Origin of the sequence: Bartonella sp. AP30XZML, assembly GCF_042195945.1 — a bacterium.
GTDB lineage: Bacteria > Pseudomonadota > Alphaproteobacteria > Rhizobiales > Rhizobiaceae > Bartonella.
Window position 1 is genome coordinate 1 of the sequence record NZ_JBHIPJ010000003.1, and the last position, 16,381, is coordinate 16,381.

Below are 16,381 nucleotides of genomic sequence, written 5' to 3' on the forward strand. Positions count from 1 at the left end.
AATGGCACGAAAAATTCTCAAAAGAGAACTTTGGCGTAAAAATATCAATAACAATACAGATTGCCCCCGCTTTGCACCATTCATGAAGCACTCTTTAAAAGAACTTCATGGAACCTCTAACAAGTCCACTCAAAACAGCCACTGCCCTATGACGCTTTTAACAAAAGCACATGCCTCTGTTACCAAAAAAGTGACACCCAAAAACTGCTTTATTTTAATTGCTGAAGATTTCTCCCCCACATTTATATGAAAAAACCTTTAACCAAAACTGTTTAGCGCGTCAATGGTTAATACATCAATATCCCCAATTTAATGCTACAATATATTTATCAATAATTAGAGATAAATTCACTCTCCAGCTCCTCTAAGCCACTCAACACGCATATAAACGAGACATCATCCTATCAAGCACATCCTGTCGTCAAAAACCATCATAGAAAACAATAAGAAATCTCTTTGAGAGCCTTTCAAGACAATTACGCAAAACTCTTTTTCCTGCCTTTGCTCGCCAAATTTGGCGAGCAAACAAAGTCTTGATTTTCTAATAAGTTATATTTAATGGCATTTTCATCAAAGAACTTTTCTCCAAAGACAATGATCTGAGTGATCTGAACAGAAGAGTTTTGTCCAGTGCTGTCAGTGTTGTCAGTTCTTTTTAGAGCCTATATTATTTTTTTAAATGAGAGAAAATTAAAAACATTATATTTCAATAGGTTAGTATTTTAAAAACATAACTCATATCACTATTACAATCTTTAAAGATAACTAATGATGTGAATTGATTAAAACTTGTCAGTTATGTGTCAGTAAATTGAACTGACAAAATAGGCTATTTTAGTGACTCATAAAACCTATCAAAATACTCATTATGATATCTTAAAAGCACATATCAAATTTGTTTTTTTCCATAAAATAAACAGCAAATTTCACTATTTTGCTGATCTGACCTCTCTCATGGGCTGTGGATAAACAGCCTTTAAAAAACCTTTTGAAAAAAATTTATCCGCTTTTTAGCATTTTCCGAATTTTTTACACTATTCATTCAAAATGGATTTAATAAGCTTCATTTTAATTCTTTTGAAGAGAATTAATCAATAGAATATATTGTCATGGAGTTTATTCTTTATGCTTCGCCCTCATCATTCTGATCATGAACATGTCTCTTTACGCTCTCTGTTAGAATATTATCGTCAACGAGCAAAATCACCCCGTGAATTGGGAACATTGTTTGAAAACCTTGTAAAAGCTTATTTATCTGAAGATCCTTTACAAAAGCAAGAATACGAAAAGGTTCAAACTTATTTGGAATGGGCGCAAGAGCGTAATGAAGATGGAACTGATATTGGCATTGATCTGATCGCTACAATCCGTGATGAAAGTGGCTATGCTGCCATTCAATGTAAATGCTATGATGCTTCTCACATCATTAAAAAAGAAGATATTGATAGTTTTATAGCAGCTTCTGGCAAAAAGATCTTCACCCGTCGTATTCTGGTTGATAGCACCGAAACAGATTGGAGTGATAATGTCGAACTGACTTGTGAAGGACAAGAGGTTCGTATTCAACGCATAAACCTTTTTGATTTGGAAAGCAGTCAAATCAATTGGGGGGCATATAAAGAACAAGGACAAGCCGTCCTTAAAGAGAAACCCCAAAAAAAGCTTTTAGATCATCAAAAAGAAGCCCTTGAGAAAGTCTGTGAAGGGTTAAAAGAAGCCGACCGTGGCAAGCTGATTATGGCATGTGGAACGGGCAAGACGTTCACAAGCCTTAAGATAGCAGAGACCATAGCAGGAAAAGGCAAGCGTGTGTTGTTTCTGGTGCCTTCCCTTGCTTTGATGTCACAAACAATCCGTGAATGGACCCTTGATACAGAAATCCCCTTGCGTTCCTTTGCGGTATGTTCAGATACACAAGTGGGAAAGCGTCGTAAAAAACAAAATGATGATGAGGCGGCTCTTGATGCCTCTGATCTTGCCTTGCCTGCTACAACGGATGCACAAGAGCTTGCACGTAAAGCCAATAAAACCTCTCTTGATGTGATGACGGTGGTCTTTTCGACTTACCATTCCATTCAAGTGATTTCGGATGCACAAAAAGACCATGATTTACCCGAATTTGATTTAATCATTTGCGATGAAGCACATAGAACAACGGGTGTTGTTTTGGGAACAGACAAGCATGAATCTGAATTTATCAAGGTTCATGATAACAGCATCATTCGGGGTAAAAAACGTCTGTATATGACAGCAACGCCCAAGATCTTTGCTGATAGTGCTAAAAAACAAGCCCATGAAATGAATGGCATTTTAGCGTCTATGGATGATGAAGAACTCTATGGAAAAAATCTTTACACCTATACATTCTCAAAAGCCGTTAAGAATGAACTCTTAGTTCCTTATAAGATTATTATCTTGGGTGTTAATGAAGAGGAAGTGAGTGAATCCATTCAACATCTGATGACCGATGAGAATTATGAACTTACTCTTGATGATAAAACCAAGATCATAGGCTGTTATCAAGCCCTTGCCAAAATAGATCTAAAGGTTGATTTGAGTGATGATCCTAACCCTATGCGACGGGCTTTGGCTTTTTGTAGAGACATTAAAACTTCTGAACGTATCCGTGATACATTCAATTCTCCAGAAATACAGAAAGAATTGTCTGATCTTCATAAGCTTTATAAAGAGACACCGCCTCTTCAGTGTACCTTTGCGCATATTGATGGAACACAAAGTGCCAAGAAACGCAATGAAGCCCTTGATTGGTTAAAGGAAGATGCGGGGGAGCATGTCTGCCGTGTGCTCACCAATGTAAGATGTCTTTCTGAGGGTGTTGATGTTCCTGCTCTTGATGCGATCATGTTTTTACACCCGCGCAAAAGCCAAGTGGATGTGATACAGGCGGTGGGGCGTATTATGCGTCGTGCAAAGGGCAAGAAGAGAGGCTACATCATTCTACCCGTTGGGGTTCCTGCTGGGATTTCTGCTGAAGAGGCTTTAAAATACAACAAGAGATACAGTGTTGTTTGGCAAGTGATCAATGCTTTGCTTTCCCATGATGAAAACTTTGAAGTAACCCTTAACCAGATGATTTTAGATCAAGACGTAAGTCATACTTTAGAGATTGCCGCCTTAAAGAGCATGACAGCGGTTGAGGATAAAATCTATGTTTATGAGAAACCAGAAAGCGCGGGGCTTGAGATTGGAAAAGCAGCCTATGAACCACAACGCTATATTCATAGTGTTACAGGAAGATTACCCTTTTATAAAGAGTTTCCCAATGCCCTTAAAACCCTTTTGGCTAAGAAATTTACCCTTGCCGATTACTGGGGCATATGGGCTGGCAATGTTGCTGAAATTGCTCAAAACCATATCAATCGTCTTAAAGATATACTTTCTGATGAAAACAGTAAAGCTTTTCATGCTTTTGAGAGTTTTTATAAAGAACTCAAAAACAACTTAAACAGTGATATCAAACAAGAGGAAGCGCTTGAGATGTTAGGACAACATCTTGTGACGCGTCCCGTGTTTGAAGCCTTGTTTGATGGCAATGAATTTGTTCAAAACAATGCTATCTCACAAGCAATGGAAAATATTTTAGCTGAGTTAGATAAAACCAATATTGAAGAGGTATCTCAAGAATTACAAGAGTTTTATGACAGCGTAAAATTCCGTGCTTCTGGAATTACCTCCCCCCAAGCAAGACAAAACCTTATTATCAAGCTATATGAAGACTTTTTTACCAAGGCATTTAAGAAAACCACGGATAGGCTTGGGATTGTTTATACGCCCGTTGAGGTTGTGGATTTTATCATTCATTCTGTTGATGATGTGTTGCGTAATGAGTTTGGAAAAAGCTTGGGGTCACGGGGTGTGTCTATTCTTGACCCTTTTACAGGTACTGGTACCTTTATCACACGGCTTTTACAATCAGATCTCATCAAACCAGAGGATATGGAATATAAATTCCGTCATGATATCCATGCCAATGAGATTGTTTTGCTTGCCTATTACATAGCAGCCATTAACATTGAATCAACTTATCATAGTCTTATGAAAGGTGAGTATATCCCTTTCAAACATATTGGTTTAGCTGATACGTTTCGGATGCTTGAAAAGAAAGACTTGCTACAAAAATTATTTAAAGAAAACAGTGAATATTTAGAGCATCAGAAAAACCTCGATATCAAAGTTATCTTTGGTAACCCTCCTTATTCGGTAGGACAAAAAAACGAAAATGATAATGCAAAGAATACTTCTTATCCGATTTTAGATAATCGTATTCGTGAAACCTATGCTGCTCATTCAAAAGCAAATAATATTAATAGACTTTATGACAGTTATATCCGTGCCATTCGCTGGGCTAGTGACCGTATTGATAATGCTGGGGTAATCGGCTTTGTTTCTGGTTCTGGTTATATAGATAAATCAACAATGGACGGTTTACGAAAATCTTTAACCAAAGAATTTACGAGTATTTATGTGCTCAATTTACGGGGCGATATTCGCAAAAATATGATGAATAAAAATAATTCTCAAGAAGGTGAAAATGTTTTTGGCAATGGTAGCATGACTGGTATTGCTGTAACGCTATTCATTAAAAATCCCAATGCTTTTGGAGATTGTAAAATTTACTATCATGACATTGGTAATAATCTCACGATAAAAGATAAGCTTACAGCTCTTGAGTATTTTGGTAGTATTGGTGGCATCACTAATAAATCAAGCTGGCGAATAATTACACCAGACGAGCATGGCGATTGGATAAATCAACGTGATAACAGTTTTGCTACGTTTCTAACCTTGGGTGATAAGAAGGGTAATCATAAGAAGAAGGAAAATAGTAAAAAGCTTTTTGAGATTTATTCTTGTGGTTTAAAAACTAATCGTGACGTTTGGACATATAATTCAAGTCGTGAATGTTTAGTGACGAACATGAGTAATATGATTACTTTCTATAATAGCGAAGTAGAACGTTTTAATCATGCTTATACAGATACTGACTGTAAAAAATGTGCAAAGGCTGTAAATGATTTCGTTAATACAGATGAGAAAAAAATCAGTTGGAGCCGTGCTCTTAAACAAGAGTTAGCAAAAAGAAAGATTTTTGAACTTGAAAACGCATGTCTCACGCAAAGTTTGTATCGTCCTTTTACAAAGCAATGGCTCTATTATAATCGCACTTTTAATGAAATGATCTATCAAATGCCGCGTATATTCCCAATGGAACAAGCGGTTGAAAATAAAGCAATACAAATTACAGGTATAGGAGTAAATGGTTTTTCTACCCTAATGATTAAAGATTTACCTGATGTTAATGCGATGGCTGCTAGTCAATGCTTTCCACGCTATATTTACGAAGATACTCCGGTTTCAAAAAATAAAAGTGAGAAACAATCCCATTTATTTACAGAAGACAGCCAAACAACTGGTTTACAGAGGCGTGATGCCATTACCGATGAAGGATTAGAACATTTTAAAGCAGCTTATCCCAATGAAACTATCACGAAAGATGACCTATTTTATTATGTTTACGGAATTTTACATTCGGAAGATTACCGTACCCGTTATGCTCATAATTTATGTAAAGAATTACCTCGCATTCCTTGCGTAAAGAGTGCTGATGATTTTTGGAAGTTTGTAACAGCAGGGCGTGAATTAGGGAATTTACATGTGAATTATGAAGATGTGGAACCTTATCCCGTGACCTTTAAAAAGAGTAATCCTAAACAGACTGATATATCTAATCCAGAAAAGTTTTATTATGTGACTGAAATGAAATTCGCAAAAGCAGGTAAAGAGAAAGATAAATCAACTGTCATTTATAACAGCAATATCATCATGACAGATATCCCTCTTGAAGCTTATAAGTATATCGTCAATGGCAAGCCCGCTCTTGAATGGGTTATGGGACGTCAATGCGTAAAGACTGATAAAAAGAGTGGCATTGTGAATGATGCCAATCACTATGCTGTTGAAACCGTTGGCAACCCTGCTTATCCATTAGAGTTGTTTCAAAGGGTTATTACCGTAAGTTTAAAAACAATGAAGATTGTTAAGAACTTACCAAAATTAGAAATAAGAGAAACTGAATAAGCTTATTAAGGCATGCTCACATAATGAGTGTGATAACCTTACAAGGGGTATAAGGTCTTATAACCATAAGTCTATACCTTTCTTGTTAAATTACTTACATACAATCTTAAAAGGAGTGTTTATATGCGTTATTCTAAAAAAATCATTTGCACTTTTAAGCACTGTCATTTGGATTTCTTTAAGACTTATAAGAAATCCTCTCTTAAATAAAGATAAGATTTATTTGAATTGCCTTTAAAAGATTATACCGTAATCTAAAATGATAGCTTTATTATTTTCAAAAGCTTTGTTTAAAGAGGGTTATGTATATTCATTTTCTTATATTACTTATAGGTTTTGTCTGTTTTTAAAACCCCCAAAACACCTACAAAACCCTCTTAGATATATATTAAAAATTGTATTTATGTGTTATGTTTAATATAGGTTGTTTATTTGAAAGATTAACTTATTGAAATATAATAACTTTTATTTTTGACTAAAAAATATATATAAAGGGGGGGGTAAAAAGACCCCCCAAAACCCCCATACCCCCCTAAACTCATAACCATAATAGTCTTAATAGCATTTTTATGATCATAAACCGTTTCTTTTGAAAGGCTTTAAAGGATCACATGTTTTTTTAAGACGTGGTTTAATCACTCACTAAAATCATAAGGTTATCTATTTAAATAAATTGATAAAAATTCATTAAAGGAATTTTGATAACGTAATCAGTTTTTACTTTCATACGCTTTTCATAAGCCATGTTGTAATTACTTACTAAAATAATCATTTTGTCAGTTCAATTTACTGACACATAACTGACAAGTTTTAATCAATTCACATCATTGGTTATCTTTAAAGATTGTACAATTGATATGAATTATGTTTTTAAAATATTAAGATATTGAAATATAATGTTTTTAATTTTTACTCATTTTAAAAAAATAATATAGGGGTTAGAGTTAACTGACAAAAATGACAAAAGTCTATTAAAAGCTATTTTGCTCATCTCTATAATTATTATTCTCTCTTTAGATATTTTCATAACAGACTATAAATAACGATTATCCTATTTATCATTTCTCTTATGAAAATGAAAAATAATGCGGTGGCTATAAAGAAGATAACAGCTATAAAGCACGCGTGAAAAAAGCAGGCTTTCATAATCACATGCAAATGAACACATTGGTTATAAGAGCGCGGCTTTATTAAGGTTGTTTACATTAGAGACCTTTATAAACAAAATTCACAAAAAAATTTAAATTCATTTAGTAAAAAAACAGATAGGTTATAAAGATAAAAATACGCATGATGAGAGCGTTTCTAAATATTATAAATGTATAGATTCAGAAAATACGCAGTCGTTTCACAAAGCCCGTAATATAGCTTTAAAAGCACATAAATATAAAAGAAGCAATTAATAGGCATAATATATTATCAATACACAACGTATTTAAAGAAATAAGAAAAAATATCAAAAAGATAGAAATATTATTTGACAATAAATACGTATTTTGTTATATAAATAATTAAGTGATCAAAACACTTCCGTTAAGCGGGTAGGTTACGAAACGACCTTATCCACTTCTTAAAATACTGACTATCTTTTATGCTTTTGTTAGCATATATAGTGATTTTGTCGGGTGTAGCTATGCCATACAATACCCTTTTAGGGGAAAGCATAGCAACGGACTTAACGCCGTGTTTTGAGCGCCCGGCGCCTTTATAAGGTGTCAATTTCAAAACTTTTTACGTTAAGAAAGAATTTCCAATGAAAAAATACGAATTTACCAATGAAAAATTCACTTTTGATGGTCTTACTTTACACCGCATTCGTGCTCTAAGAGATTTTGATGATGTTAAGGCGGGGGACCTCGGCGGTTTTATTGAAAATGAAAGTAACTTATCCCATGATGGCAATTGCTGGGTCTATGATAATGCCGCAGTTCTTTTCAATGCAACTGTTTATGAAAATGCTAAAATCTATAATGATGCGAAAATCTTTAGAGGTGCCAAGGTGTATGGCAATGCTATCGTTAATGGCAAGGCATTGGTTTTTGATACAACCGCTCATATTTATGATAATGCAAAAATTCATGATAACGCTAAGGTCTGTGGGCATGTTTATGGTAATGCCGCAATTAGTGATAATGCTACTATTTCTAATGGTGCCAAGGTTTATGACAATGCCCGTGTCTATGAAAGTGCCTATGTTTGTGGCTATATTTTTGGCAATGCCCATGTGTATGGCAAGTCACGCATTTATGTCTGGGCGCGTGTTTATGATAATGCCCATGTTTTTTGTAATGCCTGGATTAAGGATTATTCAAGTATCTATGGTCATGCCAAGGTTTCTGGATCGGCTCGTGTTGGTTGCTTTGTAAGGATTTATGATCATGCCAAGGTCTATGGCAAATCAAATATTGATCATCATGTGCAAATTTATGGCAATGCTGTTGTGAATAGCCGTGCAAAAATTCGTAATGATATCTGTGATGATAATCAGTCACTAAAAGACGCTGCTTAAATAACGCGTGGGCGCGGCGGGGGCCCCTCCTTTAAACATTCTCATTTAAAAATTTAAATCTCTGTATAAAGGAATTTGGCTCATGCAAAGGAAATTTGCACTCACAAATGAAACGCGTGTATTTGGTAAACATGTTCTCTACCGTATTAAAGCATTAAAAGACTTTTCTGATGTTAAGGCTGGCGATCTGGGTGGCTTTATTGAAAAGGAAAGCAACCTCTCTCATGATGGGAATTGCTGGGTGTATGATGAGGCTCTTGTGTTTAAAAATGGTCACGTTTATGAACATGCAAGGGTTTTTGGCAAGGCTATCACTTGTGGTCATATCTATGGTCATGCGCGGGTTTATGACAATGCTATCATTGCTGGCTATGTCTATAATAATGCCCATGTTTATGGCAATGCTGTTATTTCTGATAATTCCCATGTCTATGGTAATGCGCGTGTTTATGGCAAGGCTATTATTTATGATAATGCCTATGTTTATGACAATGCTAAGGTTTATGAAAACGCTCGTATAGCAAATAACGTGCATGTTTTTGAAAATGCCAATATTCATGGAATTGCTGTTATTCGTGAAAATGTCGGCGGGTCTACTAAAATAAAAACCTATACTGAACGTCTCTCTCCTTATGGTGAATTAGAGATTGTCTGGGTCTAATCTAAAGCAGTGTAAATGAAAGCACGGGCGCGGCGGGGGTGCCCCTCTTTTAAATTTCCCATTCCAAATTTTAGCAAACGTTTATCACATTAAATTGTGAGGGTATCCCTATGTGCAAAAAATATGAATTAACCAGTGAAATCAAAAAAATCAAACATGCTCTTACTCGAAATATTATAAGCCTTTATCGCATTAAAGCTTTAAAAGATTTTGATGATATAAAGGCGGGGTCTTTAGGCGGTTTTATTGAAAAGGAAGTTAACCTATCCCATGATGGTAATTGCTGGGTGTATGATGAGGCTTGTGTCTATGGTCATGCAAGAGTGTATGATGATGCAAAAATACGCCATTTTTCTCAAGTCTGTGGTCAAGTTTATGGCAATGCTGAAGTCTATGGTAAGGCTTTTATCTCTCAATATGCTAAAGTTTATGACCATGCTTTTGTCTATGGCAATGCTCATGTTTATGGCAATATTTATGGGTATGCTCATGTGAATGGTAGTGCCCGCATTCTTGCTGATGCTCATATTTATGACCATGCGCATGTTTCTTATGATGCTACGGTTTTTAGTTATGCACGCGTTTATGGTCATGCCAAGGTTTCTGGCTTGGCTTGTATTTATAGCCATGCAAAAATTTATAATTATGCTGTTATTAATGGTCGTGCAAAGATTTATGGCAAGGTTTATGGGAATGCTTGTGTGAGTGGCTCTTGTGAGATTTATGGCTCTGTTTATGGCAATGCTAAAATCTCATATTGTGCAACGATCTGGGGGCGTGTTTATGGCAATGCAAAAATCAACAAAAAAAGCAAAGTAAGGTTGGTTCCCAAAAATTGTGAGGTTTATGAAAGGGATAATGTTGTCAATATAACTGATAAAACAGAATAAAAAGAGACATGGGGGGCATGCCTTCCTTATGGTTATAAACGCATATAAAATGCATTGCTATAAACATAGCATAAAAGAGAGAGTAAAATAAAAAAAAAGCCGTGCCAAGTGATATGACGCGGCTTTCAAATAGCGATTCTTATTGATTAAAATGAATCATCCACAATGGAGTAATCAGTGCATATATACAAAACGTATCATATTGCAAGCGCTCTATGAGAGATATGAAAACTTATCAAAAGGAATGTAAATGATCCATATGATTTTTACTCACTTATTTGAATAAGAGAGTCTATAAACGCTTTTATGGCTTCAAACGTATTAAGAATAACGCCCTTTTCTTTAAAGAGCTTCATTTAAAACAAAGCACATGATCATGACGCTTCTTTTAAAAACGTTTCAAAATATTAAGCTCAAAATTGAGCTGAGTGAATTGAAAGAACTGACATTCTAAATCAAAACGCTTGGTAGGTTTATTAATCCAATCAAAAGAAAATGCTTATTAAACAAATGTCTTTTTAAAAACATTCTTTTACATTTATGAGTATTGGTTTTTAAAACAATCTCTCATAAGACAATAAACAAACGCTTTTATAAAATGTAAGGTTTTCAAGATTTTGCTCTGCTGTGAAATCTAGATCTTCATTTTTCATAAATGAAACATTCTTAAGAGCAAATGATAACTAAGTTATAACTGTAATAAAAAAAAGTTTTAACGTTTCTTATAAAGATCTCATTTTATGTTTCAAACGTTTAAACGTGCATTTAAAGAGGTTCTCATAAGCGTATTTGTACTTTTCATTAAAACCTAATTTCTTTAAATATTAGCCGGTCCATTTTGGGGGCATTATCTTAGAATAGAGCATTCTTAAATATTACAGCTTTTGACTCAAAATTGAGTAAAAACCCATACCTTATGATGTTACAATGGTTTTGAAGTTTGTTTGCTTATCTTTGTCTAAATAGATGCCCTCAAATTTGTGGGGACCTCATTTGGTTTCGTATTTTTAAACTATAACTTTTAAAACGTTTTTTAGTACCAAATCTAAAGTAGATAGTAATTCTACTGCCATGGCATTATTTTCCTCCATTTTTTTGTGGAAGCGAATAGTTCCGTTCTTAAAGATTAGTCTGCAATCTATTCATTAAAAGGCTTTTGATTTCATAAGATATAAAATACCTCTTTATCGTTTTCTAAATTTTTAGAAAGCGTTTTAAAAGCGATCTTGTCCTTAATCCTTTTATGCAATTTTTTAAATTAAACCCATAAGCTTATGACCGTTTCAAACGATTATTCCTTTGAAGGTTTCGCTCAAAAAAGAGCAAAACTCATACCATTCTTTAAACGTATACAATTTATGTTATCGATAATTTCAAACAACTAAATTTTTAAACAATGTGATTTGTGCTGTGATAAAAACGTATCATAAGATTTATAAACTGTTATGAATGATATCTGCTTTTCATTTCATTTGAATGCACCCATGCGTTATAATATTTACATCATGATTTGCTTTTTATGGTCTATTCATACATGGCAATCTTATATAAAAAATGGTCAAATGAATCATGCATAAAAAGATGGATTCTTGAGTGGATTCATATAAAATAATTTCAAGCAAACTATTGACTTTATTGTGTTTTTTGATATTATACTGAGTACTATCTCAATAAGACTCATAAATTATCACATCAGAAAAACTATGATAAAATATTGTTTTCTATAAATAAAATACCTTCAAAAATGAACCAAAATGTGGTTAATAAATGGTTATGATTTGTTATCATTTTTATAGTGAAAGGATTTTAGAATGACAGAAAATGATATTCTTTTGACAGACCGTGAAAGTGCAAAATTGCTTCATATGAGTGTTTCAACATTCCGCCGTCATGTTACCAATGGCTCTCTCCCAAAACCTTTAAAATTTGGTTTTTTATCCCGTTGGTTACAATCGGATCTTTTGAATGTAATCGAACAAGCAAAACAGCAACGTCAAAATGACGCGGCATAAAAAGAAAACCTTGTCACGTAAGAACGGACAAGGCTTTCTCAAGCTCATCAACCTGGAGCTTTATTTGGTGTAAATTCAAAGATTTCTCTGCTGAAGCAAGACCTAAGGTTTGCATTCAAGTTGTTCTGAATGCTTTTTACAATAAGGGCTATTTAAGCGTCTCTCAACACTTCGCTGAGGCATGACAGCACCAGGACGACATATGGGAAGATTATCCGATTTATGATTTTCACACCAATCTTGTATTGTAAAGCTAGGGCGAAAACCTGATTGCGCCATACACATTTCAATACTGGCAAATTGATTCAAATCTAGCGCCACAACCTTATTAAGGTCCGGTACTCCACATTCTAAAAGTATTTTATTTCTCCATAATGCTGGAGAAAGTGAGGGAATTGAGTTAACACATCCAGTGATACTTAACAGAGCTATACAACTCAACAGTTTTAAGATTTTCTTCATTATTCCCCTCTTTCAATGGATTTATTTACAATAAACAGCTCATAAGCTTGTTGATATTTTCTGTCACCGCTGTTTAAACAACGGTGAACAATATTGAGATGATGGATTGAGGAAACAATCCCGCACAGGCATGTAAAAACGTGAGTGTGGGGATTGTCGGTCATCACAAACAAAACTTAAGGTTTGCATTCAGGTTGTACTGGACTTCTTTTACAAAACGGGCTATTTAAGCGCTTCTCAACACTTCTCTGTGGGATGACAGCACCAAGCTGACAAATGGGAAGGTTTTCTTCTCTAAATGTATAACACCAGTTTCCTCTCCCTTTATAATGGAATCCTGATTGAACCATGCAAGCATAAATTGTTGCATCCTCATTAACACTAAGCTTTCTATTTTCTGAATCAGCATCAATAAGACTCGGCATTCCACATTCTAATAAGGCTTTTCCTATCTCAGTAAAATCTGCACCTGCCTTCTCCCACATACTCACGTACTCTGGAGGACTGCTGTCAATTTTTGATATGTCACATCCAGTCACACTTAATAGGACTATACCACTCAATAATTTTAAAATTTGTCTCATTTTTTCTTCCATAAATGATCTAAAGTCGAATAAATTGAATGAATTTGTTTAGTAGGAGATGTTCCATAATTAGTTATACACGCTTTACTTGCATCACCATAACAATTATGGGGACTAGGATCATAACCGCCTAACGCCCTCCCTCCCTCTATCAATGGAGAGGTTGCTGTAGTCAATAAACTTTTTCCTACAAACAGCGTCATATATAAAGGATTTTTTATACCTTTCTCCAAAAGTGAAACATCTAGATTTAAAGGTACTTTATAAAAAGTAGGTGCATTGTAACCAAACAACGTACTAATGGGGTCAGATGCATGGCTTTGTAAGTAAACATGATCATTTTTGCCATCGCTTACGACATATAATGCATTCGCTATCGATTGAGCATGATCCGCTGGTCCATAAAGATAAATATCTGTTTTTTCTGCTATACCGTGGATGCCGCGCTTTTCAAAGTCACGTAGTCCATTGCCTACTGTTAAGCTACCACGACTATGCGCACTAACAATCGCCCCATCATTACCATAACGAGAGGCAAAATCTTGGAATTTCTTGGTCGAATTACTCCATCCCCCAAAATACTCATAAATTGCTACCCCGAACTCTACTAGCTTATCTTTAGCTTGGGGGTGGTAGGTAAAATAAAGGGGTTCATGCGCATTATCAGCCATTTTGACGGCATTACGGGCTGCTTCATCAGATGAATTAGAAATACCATTATAGAACATACGCCTGTTGCCATCAGAGCCTTTTTGTAAATGATTTTCTTCTCCTGGTTTTAAATAGCGATACAGAGTAATATTTTTTCCATCGCTGTCTTTTATATACTCTCCATTTTCATCGGTTAAATAGAGGACATTGCCATTTTCATCATGCAAAATCTCACCTACTGGATGCTCTTTAACATTTGCGACTTCGCGTATTTTGTCCCAGTATCCCAATCCTTCATCCGATAAATCATTGATCATATCTACGCGATTATGTACTACCCCCTCAAGCGATGCGACATCTAGCTGTCCTACAGCTTGGTGTGCTGCTGCGGTGTTGCGGTTGAGAGAGCCAATGATTTGTCCAGCATCTTGCCCCATCGCCCTCTGTCCAGTTGTATCAGTAAGGATGATAGTCCCATCGCTGATAGCAGATTTGGTTTCCCCTTCTGCTGCATCCTTGGCTTTGCCGTGATTTAAAACATTCTTGGCAATGTTTTTTATCGTGTCATTCCCAGAAATGCTAAACCCATGGCTGCTGGCTTGCGCATGCGCACCGTTGTTGATATCACTGGTGCTAATACTTCCAGTGGTTAGGCTGTTTTTATCTGCCGGCGCGGTGCTGGCAATGATGCCTCCGGTCAGCGTTGTTTTGTCTTTAACTATGATGTTAAAGCCGCCATCACCCGCTTTGATGCCTGATTGCTCCACAACACTATGATAATCGCTAGAGGATTTATCCTTTTGGAAAGAGGCGCTCATGGACCCCCCACCACCCGTTTGTCCAGCACCAAACCCAACAGAAACAGAGTTTTGCTTGCTGGAAGTTTGTCCCGTATCACTGCGGCTGGTAATGGCAAAATCACCCCCTACTTCCATTTCTACACGCTCTCCAGAAACCACGGCGCCTGCCAATGTGGTGTTTGCCTGACTTATGTTATGAACAGTGCCGCTACCTATAATATGGCTGTTTTTGTGTTGAACTTCCTCACTGGAACCTTCCCCTTGACTAAAAGCAGCACTACCCGTTGCCCCTGCGCCACCCGTGCCATAACCGGTGCCAACACTCATTGAAGAACTTTCACTGCTGTTTTGTGTGCTTTGCGTGTTTTGCGCACTTTCAAAGGTGATATCTTCACCTGCTTCTAAGGTGATATTCCCGCTCTGTGCATCGTTTTCCAGCACATAGATTGGATTGGTACCAGCGATAATATCAGCGCCAACACCATGAATGCTGCCTTTGTGGGCTTGCATGTTAACAGCGCGTCCGCCTTCTATGCTATCTGTCACCGCTGTGGAGTCTTGAGAAGAGGCTTCTGTTTTCTCAGTTTTAAAGCCCACGGTTACACTGCCAGATGCACCAGCCATATTGGCAAGAGCATCCTTGGTGGAGCCCCCCAATCCTCCTAATGAGCTACTCAGTCCTTTGGTTGTGTTCCCCTTTTCCCCTGTGTTGCCAGTCAGCCAATTAATAAAGTTCTCTCCTTTATTAAAGAGGTGATTGATTTTCATGCCGGTCAGTATGCCATTAAGAACGGTGTTATTGCCATCCTTATTGTTCATACGGTCCGCTGAATCTTTTAAGCCTTGTACCGTGCCAAGGACACCGATATCAACAGAAGTTGTCACACCAGCAAAAGACTTTTCATGTGTCTCTTTGCCGTTAGAGGTATCATAGCTTTCTGATAGGGTGATATTATTGCCGGCATCCATGTTGACATCACGATCCGCCGAAACAATGGCTGCTTGCATATTTATATCATTGTCAGCAGTAATCTGCACATCTTGGCGTGCCGTGATGTGTGATTGTGTGGAAGTGGTTTCCCATTGATCGCCCGTATCTTTGGCGCTTGCAATTCCAACCCCCAAGGAAGCACCGCTGTTGCTCTTTTCAAACTGAAACCCAAAGCCTGTACGTTCTTCCTTTGAGCTTGCCCTATGGCTATTATGACCAACAAGCACATTGACATCACGAGCTGCCGAAAGGTTAATATTCTCACCTGCAAGATCAGAGCCAACAATTGTCACATCTTTTTTCTTGGCAGTGATGGTGATCGTACCATCCGCATTGAGAGAAGAACCTTGATGCTCAAAACTCTCTTCATTTTCTGTCTTTCCCTCACTCCCGTATATCGACACAAAGCCCTTGCCTGATCCCACACCAAAACCCGTTTCATGCTCCTCTGAATGGCTTTTATGGTGATCTGTCATGCCATCAATCGTCACACTTTCTCCACTCACATTGATATCTTGACCGGAAAGCAGATGAGAAGCCGTGATTATGGTCTCTTTGTCTGATTGTGTGATAATATTTCCCGTTGCCCCAAGGATAGAGGAGACCGTTGTGGTATGCGATTGAGATGTATCGGACGATTTCTCATGCAAAAAGCCACTTGATGACGATTGTGCTTGCTGGTCCAAGTGTTCTTGGGCGCCTTTGATAGTAATCTTTCCCCC

9 protein-coding genes are annotated in these 16,381 nt (G+C 36.6%); 6 read left to right on the forward strand and 3 right to left on the reverse strand.

Translation table 11 applies throughout. From position 1 onward, the window contains the following. The 6 genes from ACFIL2_RS00125 to ACFIL2_RS00150 all read left to right on the forward strand — a co-directional run. Window positions 1-250: hypothetical protein (locus ACFIL2_RS00125; protein WP_375681658.1), on the forward strand; the 250-nt coding region annotated here is incomplete at its 5' end. 875 nt (window positions 251-1,125) lie between these two features. Then, window positions 1,126-6,099, forward strand: a complete 4,974-nt coding sequence (locus tag ACFIL2_RS00130) for a DEAD/DEAH box helicase (protein WP_375680353.1) — start codon at window positions 1,126-1,128, stop codon at window positions 6,097-6,099. 1,753 nt (window positions 6,100-7,852) lie between these two features. Further along, entirely contained in the window at window positions 7,853-8,608 is a 756-nt protein-coding gene (locus tag ACFIL2_RS00135; protein WP_375680352.1) for a hypothetical protein, read from the forward strand. An 82-nt stretch (window positions 8,609-8,690) separates the two neighbouring features. After that, entirely contained in the window at window positions 8,691-9,269 is a 579-nt protein-coding gene (locus ACFIL2_RS00140; protein WP_375680351.1) for a hypothetical protein, read from the forward strand. Between the two features lie 110 nt (window positions 9,270-9,379). After that, window positions 9,380-10,159, forward strand: a complete 780-nt coding sequence (locus tag ACFIL2_RS00145) for a hypothetical protein (protein ID WP_375681659.1) — start codon at window positions 9,380-9,382, stop codon at window positions 10,157-10,159. A gap of 1,811 nt (window positions 10,160-11,970) precedes the next feature. Continuing rightward, on the forward strand, window positions 11,971-12,171 hold the full coding sequence (locus ACFIL2_RS00150) for an AlpA family transcriptional regulator (protein ID WP_007346825.1): 201 nt from the start codon (window positions 11,971-11,973) through the stop codon (window positions 12,169-12,171). Window positions 12,172-12,273: 102 nt separating this feature from the next. On the opposite strand, the gene ACFIL2_RS00155 is transcribed toward ACFIL2_RS00150, so the two are convergent. The 3 genes from ACFIL2_RS00155 to ACFIL2_RS00165 form a co-directional block, all read right to left on the reverse strand. Then, window positions 12,274-12,633, reverse strand: coding sequence for a hypothetical protein (locus ACFIL2_RS00155; protein WP_375608402.1), 360 nt, complete (start codon window positions 12,631-12,633; stop codon window positions 12,274-12,276). Window positions 12,634-12,809: 176 nt separating this feature from the next. Then, window positions 12,810-13,217 carry a hypothetical protein gene (locus tag ACFIL2_RS00160; protein WP_375630486.1) on the reverse strand — a complete coding sequence of 136 codons (408 nt, stop codon included), beginning with the start codon at window positions 13,215-13,217 and terminating at the stop codon, window positions 12,810-12,812. Further along, a partial coding sequence (locus ACFIL2_RS00165; protein WP_375681660.1) for a hemagglutinin repeat-containing protein occupies window positions 13,214-16,381 on the reverse strand: 3,168 nt, incomplete at its 5' end. The genes ACFIL2_RS00160 and ACFIL2_RS00165, both read right to left, overlap by 4 nt.

Coding starts and splice junctions, on each gene's coding strand:
- ACFIL2_RS00130 (WP_375680353.1), top strand. CDS start 1,126: ATGCTTCGCCCTCATCATTCTGATCATGAACATGTCTCTTTACGCTCT.
- ACFIL2_RS00135 (WP_375680352.1), top strand. CDS start 7,853: ATGAAAAAATACGAATTTACCAATGAAAAATTCACTTTTGATGGTCTT.
- ACFIL2_RS00140 (WP_375680351.1), top strand. CDS start 8,691: ATGCAAAGGAAATTTGCACTCACAAATGAAACGCGTGTATTTGGTAAA.
- ACFIL2_RS00145 (WP_375681659.1), top strand. CDS start 9,380: ATGTGCAAAAAATATGAATTAACCAGTGAAATCAAAAAAATCAAACAT.
- ACFIL2_RS00150 (WP_007346825.1), top strand. CDS start 11,971: ATGACAGAAAATGATATTCTTTTGACAGACCGTGAAAGTGCAAAATTG.
- ACFIL2_RS00155 (WP_375608402.1), bottom strand. CDS start 12,633: ATGAAGAAAATCTTAAAACTGTTGAGTTGTATAGCTCTGTTAAGTATC.
- ACFIL2_RS00160 (WP_375630486.1), bottom strand. CDS start 13,217: ATGAGACAAATTTTAAAATTATTGAGTGGTATAGTCCTATTAAGTGTG.